This window comes from Massilia sp. W12, from assembly GCF_037300705.1.
Lineage (GTDB): Bacteria > Pseudomonadota > Gammaproteobacteria > Burkholderiales > Burkholderiaceae_D > JACPVY01.
The window spans coordinates 2,659,132-2,676,743 of record NZ_CP147776.1 but is presented as its reverse complement, the minus strand read 5'-3'; the positions used below and the strand labels follow the sequence as shown (position 1 = coordinate 2,676,743).

Annotated in this window: 13 protein-coding genes; 2 read left to right on the top strand and 11 right to left on the bottom strand. The window is 57.6% G+C overall.

Annotated elements, in window-relative coordinates:
* Nucleotides 1–9: 9 nt before the first annotated feature.
* From V8J88_RS10835 to V8J88_RS10815, 5 genes are all read right to left on the bottom strand, one after another.
* On the bottom strand, nt 10–447 hold the full coding sequence (locus V8J88_RS10835) for a hypothetical protein (RefSeq protein WP_338849517.1): 438 nt from the start codon (nt 445–447) through the stop codon (nt 10–12).
* Between the two features lie 165 nt (nt 448–612).
* Nucleotides 613–2,235: an IS66 family transposase gene (locus tag V8J88_RS10830; RefSeq protein WP_338849516.1), complete on the bottom strand. Its 1,623-nt coding sequence runs from the start codon at nt 2,233–2,235 to the stop codon at nt 613–615.
* Nucleotides 2,236–2,354: 119 nt separating this feature from the next.
* Nucleotides 2,355–2,699 (bottom strand): IS66 family insertion sequence element accessory protein TnpB, encoded by a 345-nt coding sequence (tnpB, locus tag V8J88_RS10825; RefSeq protein WP_338844870.1) that lies wholly within the window; start codon nt 2,697–2,699, stop codon nt 2,355–2,357.
* Nucleotides 2,696–2,950 carry a hypothetical protein gene (locus V8J88_RS10820; RefSeq protein ID WP_338849515.1) on the bottom strand — a complete coding sequence of 85 codons (255 nt, stop codon included), beginning with the start codon at nt 2,948–2,950 and terminating at the stop codon, nt 2,696–2,698. The genes tnpB and V8J88_RS10820 overlap by 4 nt, the downstream gene beginning before the upstream one ends.
* A gap of 136 nt (nt 2,951–3,086) precedes the next feature.
* Nucleotides 3,087–4,163 (bottom strand): RHS repeat-associated core domain-containing protein, encoded by a 1,077-nt coding sequence (locus V8J88_RS10815; protein ID WP_338849514.1) that lies wholly within the window; start codon nt 4,161–4,163, stop codon nt 3,087–3,089.
* Between the two features lie 139 nt (nt 4,164–4,302).
* Between V8J88_RS10815 and V8J88_RS10810 the strand changes: the two genes are divergently transcribed.
* Nucleotides 4,303–4,443: a hypothetical protein gene (locus tag V8J88_RS10810; protein ID WP_338849513.1), complete on the top strand. Its 141-nt coding sequence runs from the start codon at nt 4,303–4,305 to the stop codon at nt 4,441–4,443.
* A gap of 59 nt (nt 4,444–4,502) precedes the next feature.
* Here V8J88_RS10810 and V8J88_RS10805 read toward each other — a convergent pair whose 3' ends face one another.
* From V8J88_RS10805 to tssI, 4 genes are read right to left on the bottom strand one after another with little or no spacing between them, the layout of a single operon-like run.
* A complete protein-coding gene (locus tag V8J88_RS10805; RefSeq protein WP_338849512.1) occupies nt 4,503–4,754 on the bottom strand; it encodes a hypothetical protein in 252 nt (83 codons plus the stop codon).
* 23 nt (nt 4,755–4,777) lie between these two features.
* Nucleotides 4,778–10,180: an RHS repeat-associated core domain-containing protein gene (locus V8J88_RS10800; protein WP_338849511.1), complete on the bottom strand. Its 5,403-nt coding sequence runs from the start codon at nt 10,178–10,180 to the stop codon at nt 4,778–4,780.
* A gap of 1 nt (nt 10,181) precedes the next feature.
* A complete protein-coding gene (locus tag V8J88_RS10795; protein WP_338848268.1) occupies nt 10,182–11,513 on the bottom strand; it encodes a DUF2169 domain-containing protein in 1,332 nt (443 codons plus the stop codon).
* 13 nt (nt 11,514–11,526) lie between these two features.
* Entirely contained in the window at nt 11,527–13,680 is a 2,154-nt protein-coding gene (gene tssI / locus V8J88_RS10790; protein ID WP_338849510.1) for a type VI secretion system tip protein TssI/VgrG, read from the bottom strand.
* Between the two features lie 322 nt (nt 13,681–14,002).
* Between tssI and V8J88_RS10785 the strand changes: the two genes are divergently transcribed.
* Entirely contained in the window at nt 14,003–14,629 is a 627-nt protein-coding gene (locus V8J88_RS10785) for a DUF1294 domain-containing protein (protein WP_338849509.1), read from the top strand.
* A 287-nt stretch (nt 14,630–14,916) separates the two neighbouring features.
* On the opposite strand, the gene V8J88_RS10780 is transcribed toward V8J88_RS10785, so the two are convergent.
* Entirely contained in the window at nt 14,917–16,104 is a 1,188-nt protein-coding gene (locus V8J88_RS10780; RefSeq protein WP_338849508.1) for a PLP-dependent aspartate aminotransferase family protein, read from the bottom strand.
* Nucleotides 16,101–17,480 carry a pyridoxal-phosphate dependent enzyme gene (locus V8J88_RS10775; protein ID WP_338849507.1) on the bottom strand — a complete coding sequence of 460 codons (1,380 nt, stop codon included), beginning with the start codon at nt 17,478–17,480 and terminating at the stop codon, nt 16,101–16,103. Before V8J88_RS10775 ends, V8J88_RS10780 begins: the two co-directional genes overlap by 4 nt.
* Between the last annotated feature and the right edge of the window lie 132 nt (nt 17,481–17,612).

The following is a 17,612-nucleotide window of genomic DNA, read 5'->3' as shown; positions in this document are numbered from 1 at the left end:
TAATCAAAATTATTTATCAAGTTGAAACTCAAAATATGCAAATCCATATTCAAGGTCTTGAAGTTGAATAACTGCAGGTGGCGAAACCATATATAATGTCAAGTCACGTGTACCCTCTATTTTCCAAATACTTTCTAGAAAACTAATGCAATTTTCCACATATATTTCGATAAAAAAGGGCCGCTCGAATGGAATAAATAAATTTCTATCGTACGCTGAAATTTTTGAGCACAAAAATCTGGCAATAGTATTGACATTCTCTGAATCCTCCCAAGATTGTGATGAAATTGAATCAATTTTGCAAAATTCTTGGATATTTTCCCTATAACGCTCAAATTCGCCTTCAACCTCCTTTCTAACATTCGATATTTTCACTCCAGTGAGAGAGGATGCATATTGTCTCGCACGAAGCTCAACAATTTTCTCATGTAATTTTTCAGAAACCATAATGTATATGATGATCGTTTGTTTTTGGGTTGTTTATTTTTTGATATGGATTTTGCTTAAAGTCATAGTTTCTTGGATCTTCCCCTTTTGCTTTCCCTGCATGCGTGTGAGGACCGCAAGGGTCATTTGTGTGTTCAACGTAAGCGCCCAACGCCCCCATCTCGATCAGACATGAATCACAGACCCAAGCGGCAATAGCTCATCCAAGCGATTGGCTGGCCAAGTGGGCAATTTGTTGAGCGTATCAAGCAGCCATTCGTATGGATCAAGGCCATTAAGCTTTGCCGTGGTCAGCAAAGACATGATGCAAGAGGCGCGATGGCCGGCGCGCTCTGTGCCGTAAAACAGCCAGTTCTTGCGCCCGATGGCCACCGGGCGCAAGGTGTTTTCCGCCGCATTATTATCTATCGGCAAATCCCCGCTGTGTGCATAGCGCACCCGCGCAGGCCATCGGCTGAGGGTGTACACGATCGCTTTTTGCAAGCCGGAGGACGGACTGGCGCGGGCGCTGGTTTCATTCAGCCAGGTCTCGAATTCCGCTAACAGAGGCAGACTTTTTTCCCGTCGCAAATCCGCGCGTTGTTCTACACACATATCTTTTGCTTCGCGCTCAATTTCATATAACTGAGCAAAGCGATGCAAGGCTTCGGTGGTGATGGGCGTTGGACGTGCTGCGTGCAAATCGAAGAATTTGCGCCGCGCATGCGCCATACAGCCCAGTTCCACCACGCCGCCAGCAAATAATGCCTGATAGCCGGAATACGCATCCGCCATCAAATAGCCGCTCCAGCCCGCCAGCATGTTGCGCGCGTGCTGTCCCTGGCGTGATGGCTGATAGTCATACACCACAATCCGTGGCCCAGGCTCCATATCGTTGCTGCGGTACACCCATTGATAGCCGCGCTCGGTTTTGCCGGTTTTCGGCGCCAATTGCGCCACCGGCGTTTCATCGGCATGCAAGCAGCGCCGCTGTCGCAACAATTGCGCCAAGCGATCCGCCAACGGCGCCAGCGCCACGCCTGTACGTCCTACCCACTGCGCCAGCTTGGTGCGGGACAGGGGCACATTATGGCGCTCACCGATCTGCTCCAGGCGATACAGCGGCAGATGATCAAGATATTTCGACACCAGCAACCAAGCCAGCACATCGTGCTCAACGCCGCCGCCGTCAATAATCGACGGTGCGCTGGGCGCCTGATGAATGGATTGGCAAGCCTGACAGGCATATTTCGGATAGCGGTGACGCTTGACGCTGAACACTGCCGGCTGCACCGATAATTTTTCTGTGACATCTTCGCCAACTTTGCGCATCGCTTTGCCGCATTCCGGGCAGTCGCAACTGGCCGGCTCGTGCAACACGTCTTCGCGCAGCAAGTGCGCCGCCAGCGGCAGGCGACCAGGGCGCTTTTGTTTGACCGCTTCGTTTTTTGGGGACGTTGCTGCGAGCTTATCCAACTCGGCTTGCAGCGCCTCAATATCGGCATCCAAATCTTGCTCAAACAAATCGCGCTGCGTGCTGTCGACCATGCGCTCACTCTTGATGCCGTAACGCATGCGGCGCAAGTACGTGACTTCTTGATGGAGTTTTTCTTTTTGCTGGCGCAGTTGATCCGCATAGCTTTGCACTTGTGCGGCTTGCTGCTCTGCATGTGTGGCGCGTTGTGCGAATGCAGCAGCTTTTTGCTCAGCCTGCGTGGCTTGCTCAATGATCGCCAACAGCTCTTCCCGTAGCGGGGACGGGATGCCTTCGGTGTGTTGCAAGCGGTGTTTTTGCGCAATGAAATCCATGCCTGAAGTGTAACGCTTTCAAGCGCTTTTTCCTGCGTAAACACCATCTTTTTTGCGGTTTCTCTCATGGGATTTTTTTACCTGATCAAGAACCAGTCGGATCGTTGCCAAAGCGCATTTCAATACAGCCAGGCGGGGATGTGGGCAGCGCTCAGACGGCGCCAATCCACACCTTTACACAGCCATTCCCATTGTTCTGTGTTGAGCAGAAACACTTGCGCGCCCGGTTCCGGCCAGGTGAAGCCGCCTTGATGCAGACGGCGCTGGCACAGCCAAATGCCGCTGGCGTCAAACACCAGCGCCTTGAGGCGATTGTTGCGCCGGTTGCGAAACACGTATGCAGCGCCATCCGACGGCGTGCGTCCCAAGCTGTGCTGAATGCGCGCGGCCAGGCTATCGATGCCGGCGCGCATATCCATCGCTTCTTGCACCAGCCAGATTTGCTTAGGCTGCGGCCAGCTCACGCCAGCTCTCGCAATAAAGCAGCCAGCCATTGCGCCGGAACATGCAGCGGAATATGCAGCCGCTGCGCGCCGCATTCCAGCGTCAGATTGCCGCTGATGGGGGCAGAAATGGCGCCAGTTGGCGCTTGTGCGGCAACCAAGGTCAGCGGCGCGCATTCAGATCCGCTGCGGCTGCGCTTGATCCAGTATTGCAGGACCGGCAGATTGATTTCGTGCTGCCGGCAATACGCGCTTTGCGTTTGTCCACTCATGCGCCACGCCCGCACGTGCGCGAGCCATTCTTCTCTGCTTTTCTTCGGTGATTTGCTTTGCATACTTGCCCCTCCAGTTTGATGGGCACAGCATGCGCGGGTTTTGTGGGCTTGGGGAGATGGGGGGGGTGGGCGCTTACTGTTCAACAACAACTTTGACATGGCCTCTAGCATCAACAAACTCATAAAATCGTCCAAAGTGAGTGGGATTCTTTGTGTATTTGTAGTTTTTCATACCTTGCCTTGTTACATCATCCCCAACTACCCATTGAGACCTTGGCTGTTGCGACCTTGGAATTCCAGCCAATTCCTTTGCTTTATTCAGCGCCTCCCTCCGATTTATACATGGTTTTAATCCCAGTGGATCACTCCATGAAATGGCATTAGGAGCAAATAAATAAAAATTCTCCCCACCCAACAACCCAATCGGATCCTGCGAAACAAAGCGCCCCACCTCCGGATCATAATACCGGTAACGATTGTAATGCAATCCGCTTTCCGCATCGTAATACTGCCCCTGAAAGCGCAAGGGCTGGTTCGCATGCTTGTCTTGCGTCTCGTGCAGCTTGCCCCAGGTAAGGCGACGTGCGGACCAGAGCGCGTCGCCGTCGCTGTCGAGCAGCTCCAACGGGGCGCCGATGTGGTCGCAGTGGTAGTAGAGTTGCCGATCTTTGCCTGCTTCTCTGGCGGCGCGCGTTTCGCGCTGCATTTGCATTTGCCGGCAGCGCCATTCCTCTTGCGCCTGGCAGTGGCCGTCCTGTGGGGATGGGTCTTCCACTTGGGCGCGCGCGCTGCGCCAGGCGGGGACCGGTTGCAGATAGACCGAGGGGCTGGCGAATTCCTCTTGTTCGTGTTGGCTGACCACGCGCGCCATCGGCACAAAGCTGTCCGCTTCATAAATATAGGTGCTGCATTCGCCCAGTCCTTCGTCCAGGGCATAAGCCGCATGTGCGCTGGCGGCGCCGTCCCAGCCGGTGCTGGCAGGTCGCGGGCGCGGGTTCGGTGCGGGGAAGCCCGGCAGATGCTGGGTGAAACGGATTTCCTGCTGCAATACATCGCCATCCCACACAAAATAATGCAGCTCGCCCGCCTTGTCCTGCAACACTCCGGCTTCGTCGTAACGCGCGCTCTGCACGTATTTGGCGATGCGGCGCTGGAAGGCGTCATATACATAATGCGCCTGATAGCGCCGTCCGGCATACTCGCGCTGCATGCTGACCAGACATTGCTGTGCGTCCCATTGGTATTCGCTTTGCTCTTGCAAGCTGCCATGCTGGCGGCTGCGCTTGATCATATTGCCTTGGCTGTCGTAGGCGTAACGGCATGGCCCCCATTGTTGCAGCAAATTGTGCGTGATGCACCCCATGCCCGGCAGCGGCGTTGGCGTCTGCGGGTTTTGCGCGCGCGCCTGGATCAAAGGCGAAACGCTCTTGATGCCGGCTCTGGCTCACTTGCAGCAATTGCCCCAGCGGGTCGTATTGGTATTCCTGTAATCCGCGCCGGCTGTCGCTGGCGCGGAAAGGATTTCCGTCTATCAGTTTCTACAAGAGCATCATTTTTCATACAAATGTTTTGCGTACCCCCCCCAGCCCATCCGTTGGATTTCTGGCAAATCAATTTCTTCATAGTTCTCACGTAAATCTGGATGGCATTTTTTCCGGTCATTAACATCCCTCGGATTATCCCATGATCTCAAACATTCATCACAATGAAGAAATAGCCGCCCTGTTTTAATATCTCTTTGAATAACTAGACGCCCTTGCCCATCGCAAGCTATGCATGGGCAAAACCAGTATGAAGACATGCAAACCTCCTTTTTGTTAATATTTATATTTTAGGGTATCCAGTAACAATTTTATTAGTCCCCTTTCTTACATGGATAGTAATTTTACTGGTTTCTAATCTACTATCCCTATCGTAGCCAACAGGCCGCCTCATATCAATTATATAATTATCCCCAAATTCATCCGTCGAATCAGGGCAAGGATTACTCTTCATCCGCTTCCGCCATGCTCGATTAATTTCTTGAACTGGGTCTTTGTAGAATAACGTCTGGACTGGTTTTTTCGGATTTAGTTTCCCATGTCCGTTTCGTACATGTTCCTGCCTTGTTTCTCCATCTTTACCAACAACAGCTCCCCAATCCAATCCACCAAATTTCTTGCATCGAGCCAACCCCAGCGGATCAACCCACCCCTCCGCATTCGGCCCATATTGGTAGAGATTCTCCCCACCCAACAACCCAATCGGATCCTGCGAAACAAAGCGCCCCACCTCCGGATCATAATACCGGTAACGATTGTAATGCAATCCGCTTTCCGCATCGTAATACTGCCCCTGAAAGCGCAAGGGCTGGTTCGCATGCTTGTCTTGCGTCTCGTGCAGCTTGCCCCAGGTAAGGCGACGTGCGGACCAGAGCGCGTCGCCGTCGCTGTCGAGCAGCTCCAACGGGGCGCCGATGTGGTCGCAGTGGTAGTAGAGTTGCCGATCTTTGCCTGCTTCTCTGGCGGCGCGCGCTTCGCGCTGCATTTGCATTTGCCGGCAGCGCCATTCCTCTTGCGCCTGGCAGTGGCCGTCCTGTGGGGATGGGTCTTCCACTTGGGCGCGCGCGCTGCGCCAGGCGGGGACCGGTTGCAGATAGACCGAGGGGCTGGCGAATTCCTCCTGTTCGTGTTGGCTGACCACGCGCGCCATCGGCACAAAGCTGTCCGCTTCATAAATATAGGTGCTGCATTCGCCCAGTCCTTCGTCCAGGGCATAAGCCGCATGTGCGCTGGCGGCGCCGTCCCAGCCGGTGCTGGCAGGTCGCGGGCGCGGGTTCGGTGCGGGGAAGCCCGGCAGATGCTGGGTGAAGCGGATTTCCTGCTGCAATACATCGCCATCCCACACAAAATAATGCAGCTCGCCCGCCTTGTCCTGCAACACGCCGGCTTCGTCGTAACGCGCGCTCTGCACGTATTTGGCGATGCGGCGCTGGAAGGCGTCATATACATAATGCGCCTGATAGCGCCGTCCGGCATACTCGCGCTGCATGCTGACCAGACATTGCTGTGCGTCCCATTGGTATTCGCTTTGCTCTTGCAAGCTGCCATGCTGGCGGCTGCGCTTGATCATATTGCCTTGGCTGTCGTAGGCGTAACGGCATGGCCCCCATTGTTGCAGCAAATTGTGTGTGATGCGTCCCATGCCGGGCAGTGCATTGGGCGCTTGGCTGTGGCTGCTGAGATTGCTGCTGCTTGCCGCATGCCCGCCGCCAGCCTCGGGCGTTTCGAGCAAATTGCCTGCCGGATCAAAGGCGAAACGTTCACGTTGCCCGCTTTGCGTTGCTTGCAAGATTTGGCCCAAGGGGTCGTACTGATATTCCAACAAACCGCGCCGGCTGTCAGTGATGCGGCGTAAATGCCCGGCGCTGTCGTATTCATAGCTGCGGCTTTGCTGTCCGCGCGCGCTGTATAGCGCAAACCGGGACAGGCGCGATTGCGCATCGTAATGCTTTTCCAGCTCCAGGCCGCGGCTGCTGTGCTGCGGATCGCGCCGGTAACCGATATTGCGCCGCACTTCGCGATGCAGCGCATCGCGCTCAATCTGCGCCATCTCCTGTCCCTGCCACAAGGTTCCATGCCAATGCCCGGAACCATAGCGCAGCCAGTCCAGCCGCCGACCGTTCGGCAAAATGCTGGCGATGCGCTTGCCCAGTTCATCGTATTCATGCCGGGTGAGCAGGGCGATGCTGTGCGGCAAATCACCTTGATCGGGCGCATTGCGCCAGGCTTGCATCGCTGCGCACAAGGCTTGCGGCAGATGCGTGTGCTGCCGCTCTTCCAGCAGGCGTCCGAGCGCGTCATAACGCATGCGCATGCTGGCGTGCCGGTTTTCCACGGCGGTGAGCCGGCCCAGCGCATCCCAGTCAAAGCGCACCGTGTCATCCGCGCTGTTGCGCGCTAAGATGCGGCCCAGCGCATCGCGCACATAGTGCGTTTGCGCCCCGGCGCTGGCGCTGCTTTGCAGCCGGCCCGCCGCGTCGTATTGGTATTCTGTCACTTTGCCGTCAAAGCCGGTTTCGCGGATCAGCCAGCCTTGCCGGTTGTAGGCAAAGCTGCAGCGCTCGCCGTTGGCGTTTTCCAGCATGCTCAAACGTCCCATGGCGTCATAGCCGTAACGCATGCGCTGCCCCAGCGCATCAATCCGCTCAAGCGGCAATTGCAGATTGTTGTAGCGATAGCGCGTTTGCGCTCCGCCTGTGTCAGTGTGACAGATTAAATTGTCAGCCGCGTCCCATTCCAGGGTTTCGCTCAGTCCATCGGGGTACATCACTTGCAGCAGGCGGCCCAGCGCATCGTAGCGGTAATTGGTGCTCTGTCCCATGGCATCAGTCTGGCGCAGCAAATTGCCGCTGCGGTCGTAGCTGTATTCCGTGCTGCGTTGCGAGCAATCGGTATGCCGTATCAGCCGCCCGGCGGCATCGTATTGCAGACGGGTCTGGCCGCCGCGCGCGTCTTGCACGCCGTTTAAGCGCCCTTGCGCATCCCAGACATAGGCGGTGCAGTGTCCCAGTGCGTCAATGTGGCGCAGCAGTTGCCCGCCTGCGTCCCACTCCATGCGGGTCTCGCCGCCCAGCGCATCCTGAATGCGGATGGGCCGATTGCCGGCGTCATACTCAATGCGGGTGCGCGCGCCGCAGGCGTCGATTTGTTCGATCAGATTGCCATGCGCATCGTAGCTGTATTGCTCGGTATGCCCGTTGGCGTCGCTTTCGCTCAAGAGCCAGCCTTCGCGGCTCCAGCGCCGCTTGCCAAGTTGCACCGGGCGTTCCGGTTCATCTTGCATGCCGGGCTGCCATGCCTGGTAGGCTGTCACCAGCCAGGCGTCATTAAAATAGTACAGATGGCGACTGCCGTCGGCCTCTGTCACTTCTGTGCTGTCTTCATCCAGATAGCGGATCTGCACCCGCTCCGCGCCGTCTTCCGCGCCGCTGACGATGGCGCGCGCTTGCTGGCTGCTGCTTAAGCGGATCGGCGCATGGGCTGCGCACTCGGCTTGCCATGCGGCGCATTGTTCCGGCGTCATACTGCTCAAGTCGCGCCGCCAGCTGGCGCGCAAGGCCTCCAGGCTGATCCATTCCAGCGTGAAGCCATGTCCCAGATAATCGGTGTAGCGCTGCAGCAGGTGCAGGCGGTAGGCATACTCGCGGCGCGCATCCAGGGCATTGCGTTGCGCCGTCAGATTTAAGCGTGGCGGCAGTTGCAGGAAGGCCGGATGCGGCAAGCCCTGGTTTGCCAAGGCGGGGGCGTGTTGCGCTACTTGCTCCTCGCCGCCGGGCCAGCTGTCGGCTAGCGGTGCGAAGCCTGGCGGCGGCGCGGCGCAGGCCCAGTCTTCTGTCCCATATTCATAGCGCGCCATACATTGCGCTGCGCCATCCTCGAAGAGTTGCCAGACTTCGCCGATCACTGGTTGGCTGTGCGGGCTGTGTTGCGCCGCGCTCTGGCTGCGCACCGCGCGCAATACCGTGCCGTCGTCGCCCTGAACTTCGAGCATCACCGCGCCGGGAGCGGCGGCGAAGTCGCGCAGCACGCGATAGCCCTGGCCATTGGCGGCTTGATGCCGGCTTAAGTGATAGCTGCGCACCGCCAATGGCGCGCCGGGACGCAGCATGGCGTTGACGCCATCATGCCCGTGCGGCAGCCAGCCATCCGGGCCGCGTGTGAAGCGGTCCTGGCTGCCGTCCTGCCAATGCAGGATGCATTCTGTCTCGCTGCTGCGCTCCAAGGTAAAACCTTCGCCGGGGACAGCATGGCGCTCGCCAACTGCGATGCGCGGCAGACGCAGGGCGCGCCCGCTGGCGTCGTGATACACGATGCCGCGCCGCGAGATCGACAGGCTGGCGCTGTAGGGTAAAGACCAGCGTGCGCCCAGCACGCCCCAGTCTTGCGCTGCGCTGCCTGAGCGGTAGCAGCGCGTCCATTCCAGTCCCAGGCTGCCGCGCGTGACGAAATCGGTCTGATACAGAATTTCTTCACCGGTGCCAAAGTGCACCGGGCGGCGTGATTTGGCCGGGCGCGGATTGGCGCCGCCGGTGGCGCAATTCTTGGGACACTCGTCCTTGGGCTTGTCTTGCTTGGGTTTTTTACCCGGTTTGATTTTGCCGCCATCGCGTCCGCTGCGGTTGGCTGGCGGGTCTTTGGCCGGGGGTTTAGGCGGTTTGGCGGGTGGTTTGGGGGCCGGCGCGCCGGGTTTGGGCGCTTTCGCTGCGCCCTTGGGCAAGAGTTTGCCGGCCAGGCCGCGCAGCTTGGCGATGGGTAAGAGTTGCAATGCATTGCTGCCGATTTGTTTGGCGCTGGCCACTAAATCCGGGGTTTTGCCGTTGAGGATGAAGTTGGCTGCGTCGTCCAGCAAGGTGGCGCCGGAATCGACCACGGCCCCGGTTCCGCCTACGCCGGCAGCCACCACGCCGCCGGCGGCGGCCCCGCCTTCCATCACCACCGCCACCGGCGCGCCAATCCCGGTGGCGCCGACGCCCAAGCCGGCCACGCCCAGCGCCGCGCTGCCGACGCCGATCTTGCCGCCGGTGTCCATGGCGTCCTGGCCAAAGGCGTGAAAGGCTTGCGATTTGCCGTTTTGCCACTCGCGCGCCAGCGGTTGCAAGCTGATGCGCACGTTTTCTGCTTTCTGGTGAATGCTTTGCAAAATACTGGCGCCTTGATCCAGCAAGGCGTTGCTGCTGGCTTTCACCTTTTGATTCACTTGTTTGGACAAGTCTTGCAGCTTTTGCGTGACTTTTTGTTCGGTCTGTTTAAAGCCTTGTTGAAATTTATCCGTCCAGTCGGCCTGGGTCGGCTTGGCCGGCTGTGCGCCGCGTTCCTGAATCTGTCCCACTGTGTTGCGGTCATTCATCCACACCATGTGGCCGACTTCGATGGTCTTGGTGTTGTTTGCGCCATAGCTGCTGGAAAAGCGCAGGCTCTCCACCCGTTTGCCCACGGTATTGCTCTTGACGCCCTTGGCCACCCCGGGTTCGTCCCCGGTGACGCTGGGAATCACGCTTGTATTGTGCAAAAACACCGGCTCGCTGTGCGTTTTAAGGGTTTTGCTGGGCTTGCTGGTTTGTTTGAATTCGCCCTTGATGGTGTAAGGCAGCGGCGGCGTGGCGGGGCCGACCGGGGTTTTACAAAAATCCGGCACTAAGCTCACGCAAAAGAAGCGGCTGGATTGGGTGACGGTTTCTTTAGCCATGTCACGCTCCTTGCGCCAGCAGCGCTTGTGCGCTCTGCAGGGTATTGATGCGCTCGATTTGCGCCGGCTCGCTCACATACAGCAGGCGGATGCTGAGAATGGCGGGATCGGCCAACAGGTTTAAGCGCCAGGTGCAGTAAAAGCGTCGTTCGGCCTGCTCGTAGATCAAGGTGTCGAGCTGCAAATCCTGCACGTCCAGCATGGCTTCCCCGTTCACGTCCAGCGTTATCAAGGCTACGCATCGGGCCGGCGGCAGGCTGCATTGCAGGAAATGGTTGCCTTGCGCGTCAAGCGTGGCGGCGGGATCGTTCGCTTCGCTCAAATTCCACAAGCGCAGCAGATCGCCGCTTTGCAGATAGCGGCATTGCTGGTCGGCGGGGGCGCAGTTCCAATAGCGGTAATCAAAATCCGGCGGTAAGAACGGGACTTCATCCGCCGCATAGCGCTGTTCCGGCAAGACTCCGGCCAGCTGGCGGCGCGGCAGCCAGGCCCGTCCCAGGGGACAGGGCGCGGCGCTGGGCGGCAGTGCGCCACTTTCGGCGGCGCGCCAGAAGGCGGCCCCATCCATGGTTTGATCCAGATATTCAATCTGTGGTGCGGCGATGCTTTGCACTGTCCCGCTTTGCAAATGCCAGGCGCGCGCAAAGCCCTGTCCCAGCGGATTGCTTTGGGCCACCAGATGCAGGCTTCGTCCTTGCTCATCCGGGGCCGCGAGCAATTCGGCGGCGGGGGCGTGGCGCAAAGCCGGGTCTTGCGCGCGCAGTTGCAGACTGCCGCCGCAAGCGTATGTATGGCGCAGCGGCAGGCGGCTGATGGGGGCGGGCGCGCTCAAGCGCCAGTCTTTGCCGCTGCCGCTGAAGTGGCGCGCGCCGCTGATCAAGAGTCGTTTGTCGATCAGGATGGCGCCTGCGTCGGCGGCTTGCCCGCCGGCTTGCACTTGCAAGCGCACACCGAATTGCGGCAGCGCCTGTGCGCCGGGTGCGATGGCGTCAGCGGCCAGCAGCACATCGCACAGCGGTTTGTATGGCGCCAGATCGCTTTCGGCGCGCCAGCCATAAGCAGCCGGGTCTTGCCCGGCAAACGCCAGATCGCTATCGGCCAACGGCGGCGGCGACATATCTTCTTGCAGTTGCGCTTGTCCCGTTTGCGGGCCGGGGGTGATGCGCCATGCGCTTTTCGCCACCAGCACATGAAACGCCTGGCGCAGCGGGTCGATGGTGTTGAACAGCATGGCGTCCAGGCCGCTGTCGTTTTGCAAAGGGGGACAGGGCGGCTCGGGGATTTCGGCCAGCTTGATTTTGCCGGGCGTGGCGGTTTGCATCAGCTCTTGCATTCTTCGCCTTGCCTTATGCCGGGTTGTTATCAATATCTTTGCCGTGCAGCTCGACTTTTTTGCTGCCGGAAATCAGGATTTCTGTGCCTTCGAGTTCAATCCGTCCATCGGCATGCAGGGTTAAGCTGCTTTTTCCAACGGTGAGTTTGAATTGCTCGCCGGCGGTCTGAGTCAGGGTTTTGCCGACGACCACGGTTTTGGATAAGCCCACTTCTTCCGCTTGCGCCAAGGCCACGGTGGTGTTCATGGCGCCGCCGACGGTGGTTTGATACAGGCCGCCAATCGAGAGAAATTTGGCCAGGGCCACGGTTTCGGTTTTGGTTTTGCCTACCGTTTCGTTTTTATGGTCGCCGATGTGCACGCTGCGGCTGTGGCCGATGTGAATATCTTCGTCTTTGCCGACATCTTCGGTGCGATTGTCGCCAATCGAAATTTTTTCATTGTGATCGACCCGCTCTTTGCGGTCGTTGTGCACGGTGATGGTTTCATTGTGGTCCACCGTCTCGGTGCGGTCGCGTTTGACATGCACCGTTTCATCGCGGTCGATGGTTTTTTTGCGATCGCGCCCGACCCAGTGGCTTTCGTCGTTTTCGACTTCGATGCGCTGATCTTTTTCCGCATGCAACCAGACTTCTTCTTCTCCCTTTTTGTCTTCAAAGCGCAGCGCGTTGGCATTCGATGGCCCGCCGCCTTTGCTGGAGCGGGTCAGCACGCCGGATTGGGTTTGATTGGCCGGCAGCGTCCAGGGCGGCATGTGGCGTTCGTTGTATAACTGTCCCACCACCAGGGGACGGTCGGGGTTGCCTTGCAAATACTGAATCACGACTTCGGTGCCGATGCGCGGCACGGCGACCATGCCGAAGCCTTTATTCGCCCAGGGCGTCATCACGCGCACCCAGGGTGAGCTGTTTTCATCCTGTTTGCCCATGCGGTCCCAGTGGAACTGGACTTTGATGCGGCTGTATTTGTCGCTGTAAATTTCTTCACCCTGCGGGCCGACCACAATCGCGGTGTCCACGCCGGGCACGCGCACCTCTTCGCTGTGATGGCCGCGCGCCGGGCGCCAGAAGACTTTGCGCCGCAGGCAGACAAAGCTGTTGTCATATGTCCCCATGCCGCCATCGGAATTCAGCAGGTTATTGTGAATATCGTGGGTGACAGACAGCAGCAGGAATTCAAATTTGTGGCCGGGGCCACGGAATAATTGTTTCAGATGGTCGCGCGTGAGGGTGAACCAGCGTCCCGGTTGCATCTGGCGCACATTGCCGCGCCCGGCAAAGCTTTTCGCATCGCCTTCGATTTGCTCCATTTGCCGTTCGGCGTAAAACTTGCCTTCTTCGGCATCGACAAAGCCGTACAGGCCGCGATATTCATACACTTCGAGCTTGGCGATTTGTCCCTGTTCCTGCTGGCTGGTTTTGCCAACCAGGGCCGGGGTCGGGCGTTTGAAATCAAAGCTGGATAAATTCACTTTGCCGGAGGCGATTTCGCGCTGGCCGCCAAAGATGCCGATTTTGTCTTCTTTGTTATTGCCGCCGCCATGATGGTAGGCGATCGTAGTGTCGCCATCGACCGGCTCTGCCGCCGGCGAGTGGTCGGACAAAATCAGGCGGTGGCCGCTGGCGTCGTGCTCATACCAGTAATGCCAGCCCATTTCTTCCCAGCGCCGGTGCACATAGTTGTGATCGGTTTCGTCGTATTGCGCGCAGTAGGTGTGGCGGTGGCCGGCTTTGCTGACTTTGAGGTCAAACTTGGCCATCGCGTAGTCTTCAAAAATCTCCTTGGTCTGCTCGATATAGGTCTTGTTCTGGAAAATGAACATGTCTTTGCGCAAGCGCAGGAAGGCCAGCCAGGGAACCAGGGTCATTTTATAGGTGGCGACGCTGTTGGCATATTCCAGCAGCTCAAAGGTCCAGCAATAGCCGGTGAACCAGCGCTTGCCGCCATCGTCACGCGTGAGTTCGATGCCGATCAGCTTGCCTTGCACATCTTTGAGCGCAATTTCAGGATTGTCTGACAGTACATGGGCGGTGTATTCAAAGTCGCGCGAAACCTCTTCTTCGGCGTGCAGGCTTTCAATCAATAAGGTGTCGGCTGGACCGTCATTGCGCAGGAATGAGAGTTTCATTAAACGTTTGCTGGCGTTCAAGGCGAGTTTGGCAAGCATGGGCGATCCGTGCGTAAAGACAATTGATAGGGCAATTGGCAAGCCGGGGTGCGGTGGATTGCGGCGCACAGGGGAGGGGCTTGAGCGCTATTATAAACAAAGGATGACTATTCACTCATTTTACGGCTAGCAACGCTGGATTGCTGCCAAGTGCAAACGGCGCCTGGGCATAGCGGCGGCGCAGCACGCACCTTGCGCAACACTGAATACATCCTTTCAGTTATCATGTTTCTTTTTATTCGAAGCGAATGATTTATCGGATAAAGATTGGACAAGTGCTGCTACGGCGCTTGCTTATTTACTCTTACTTCCACAATTTATCATGGCGCGTTTTGAAGGAACGATTACATCATGGGACGATGAGCGCGGTTTTGGTTTCATCAAGCCGACTTTGGGTGGGCAGGATATTTTTTTACACATTAAAGCATGCCAAGGCCTGCGCCAGCGTCCGAAACTTGGTTTGCGTCTCAGTTTTGAAGTTGAATTGGGGCCGCAAGGTAAGAAACGCGCCACCAATCCAGCCTTGATTCAAGCAGATACTGCCATCCAGCATCGCATACAGCGCATGCGTAACAGACCAGCGCAATGGGGTATGGCCAGTCTTTTTATCCTCCCGCTGTTTGGCCTTGTGCTCATGCTTGCCTATATGTTTGGGAATCCGCCGCGTTGGCTTTTGTGGTTATACATGGGATTGAGCGCCTTGACTTTTTTTGCTTACGCGCTTGATAAATCTGCTGCACAAAGTGGCGCCTGGCGAACTTCTGAGTCAACACTGCATGTATTGGCGCTGGCGGGTGGCTGGCCAGGCGCTTTGTTGGCGCAACAGATTCTCAGGCACAAGTCCGCAAAGCAAGCATTCCGTAGCGTGTTTTGGTTTACCGTTGGACTGAACCTCGCGGGCTTACTCTTCATCGCCAGCCCATATGCGCGGCGATTGCTGGAGGCTTGAATTGTTGCGTTGTGGCCGCGCTTGTTTTTATGCTGTCTTTGCGGCGCGCGTCAGCAGGCGCACTGTCGACAAAAAACTGCTGGCGGTTTTGCAGCAGATGTCCGGCAGTGCTTGTGCTGAATATGGCTAAGATATTCAGTGTTTGCCGCCCGGGCTGCTTTCGATGTGTTTGTCTTGGGCGGCGGCTTCAGCCACGAATCAGGCCGCGCTATAGCGCAAGCATTATTCGTGTCTGAAGCCGTCTTTCCAGCATTACATCAATCAACTATGTGTCGAGGCGTACCGGCTTACACCGCATCCAGGGCGTTTTGCAAATCCTGCTGCAAATCGGCCAGATCTTCAATCCCGACGGATAAGCGGATGAAGCTGTCAGTAATGCCAAGCCGGGCGCGCTGTTCTGCCGGAATCGAGGCGTGCGTCATGATGGCCGGGTGTTCGATCAGGCTTTCCACCCCGCCCAGGCTTTCCGCCAGCGAGAAATAATGGCAGGCTTCCAGGAAACGGCGCGAACCGGCTAAGTCGGTATTGAGTTCGAGCGAGATAATGCCGCCAAAACCCGACATCTGGCGCTTGGCCAAGGCGTGTTGCGGGTGCGATTCCAGCCCCGGATAAATCACCCGTTTCACTTTGGGCTGTTGTTCCAGCCACTTGGCTAAGGCCAGCGCATTGCTGCAGGTGCGATCAATCCGGATGGCCAGGGTTTTGATGCCGCGCAAGGCCAAAAAGCTGTCAAACGGGCCGGCAATCGCGCCTACCGAGTTTTGCAAAAAGCCCAGGCGCTCGGCGATTGCGGCGTGGCGCGCTTCTTTGCCAACGATGGCGATGCCGCCGATGATGTCGGAGTGGCCGTTCAGATATTTGGTCATTGAGTGCACCACAATATCAAAACCCATTTCCAGCGGACGTTGCAAACAGGGGCTGGCGAAGGTGTTGTCAGCAACCGCCAGCACATTGTGCTCGCGGCAGATGCTGGCCAAGGCGGCCAGATCGGCCAGCTTGAGCATCGGATTGGTGGGCGACTCGATCCACACCATTTTGGTTTCCGGCGTGATGGCGGCGCGCAGATTGTCCGCATTGCTCAAATCCACATAGCTGAATTTCAGATTCGCGCTGTGCTGGCGCACCTTGTCAAATAAGCGGAAGGTGCCGCCGTACATATCGTCGCCAGCCACAATATGGCTGCCAGCCGGCAACAGTTCGAGCACGGTGGAAATCGCCGCTAAGCCCGAGGCGAAAGCATAGGCTTGCGCGCCGGATTCCAAATCGGCTACGCAACGCTCCAAGGCCCAGCGGGTCGGGTTGTGCGAGCGGCCATAGTCCAAGCCCTTGTGCACGCCCGGACTTTCCTGGACAAAGGTCGAGGTGGCGTAAATCGGCGGCATGATGGCGCCGGTGGACGGATCCGGGCTTTGCCCGGCGTGGATAACGCGGGTGGCAAAGCCGGCGCGCTTACTGCCTTGGTCTTGTTCGCTCACGATAATTTCCTGCGCAGATGGTTCAAGAGGTCAAAACGGGTGATCAGGCCGTGGAAACGGGTTTCGTCGGCGATGATCGCCACCAGGCCGCGATTCAAAATCGTCTTCAAGGCGTCAATTGAATCAGTCGGCTTCAAGGTTTCGATGGAGGCGGTCATGGTTTGCGCAACCGGGCTGCGGAAGGCTTCCGAACTGGCCGCGACTTTCATCAAAATATCGGATTCGTCAATCATGCCGACGATTCTGCGCTCGGCAATCACCGGCAATTGCGAGATATCGGCATTGCGCATGCGGTTAAACGCCACCATCAGGGTTTCATCCGGGTTGACCGAGATCACGCCGCCATCTGAATAACGGCGCCCGATGATGTCGCGCAAGTCGCCAAACACTTCACGTTTGAGCAGGCCTTGATCCACCATCCAGTTGTCGTTATACACTTTGGACAGGTAGCGTGTGCCGGTGTCGCAGACGAAGCTGACCACGCGCTTGGGTGTGGTTTGCTCGCGGCAGTAACGCAGGGCGGCGGCCAGCAAGGTGCCGGTCGAGGAGCCGCCGGCAATCCCTTCGGCGCGCACCAGTTCGCGCGCGCAGGCAAAGCTTTCCTGGTCGGGAATCGAGTAAGCGCGCTTGACCATGCTCATGTCGGCAATTGAGGGAATGAAATCTTCGCCAATCCCTTCCACTGCCCAGGAGCCGGGGGTGGAGATGATTTTGCCGTGTTCGATGTATTCGCACAGAATCGAGCCGACCGGGTCAGCCAGCACCATTTCCAGATCCGGATTGACGCGGCGGAAGAAGGTGGACAGGCCGGCCATGGTGCCGCCGGAACCGACGCCGCACACCACGGCGTCCACATTGTGCGCGGTTTGCGCCCAGATTTCCGGACCGGTGGTGGTTTCGTGCGCCAGCGGGTTGTTGGGGTTGTTGAATTGGTCAACATAGAAGGCGTCCGGGATTTCTTTGACCAGACGCGCGGCATAGTCTTGATAGTATTCGGGGTGGCCTTTGCCGACATCGGAGCGGGTCAGATAGACTGTCGCGCCGAGCGCGCGCAGATGCAAAATCTTTTCCGAAGACATTTTGTCCGGCACCACCAGCACCACTTTATAACCTTTGGCGCGCGCCACCAGGGCCAGGGCCAGGCCGGTATTGCCGGCGGTGGCTTCAATCACGGTGCCGCCGGGTTTGAGCTTGCCTTCTTTTTCCGCTGCTTCGATCATGGCCAGGCCGACGCGGTCTTTGATTGAGCCGCCGGGGTTTTGTGATTCGAGTTTTAAAAACAATTGGCAGGGGCCGGTGTCAATACGGGTGACTTCGACCAGCGGGGTGTTGCCGATCAGGCTGAGTACTGCCGGGGTATTCGGGCTTTGTCTCATGTCTTTCTCTCTCACTGCATTACGGGGGTTGGGGATGCTGTGCTAAGCCGGGGGCGGCTACAGGTAGCGCATTATAGGCGCAAACAGCGGCATTGCCGCATTTTTGCATGCGTAAAAAAAGGATAAGCTTGT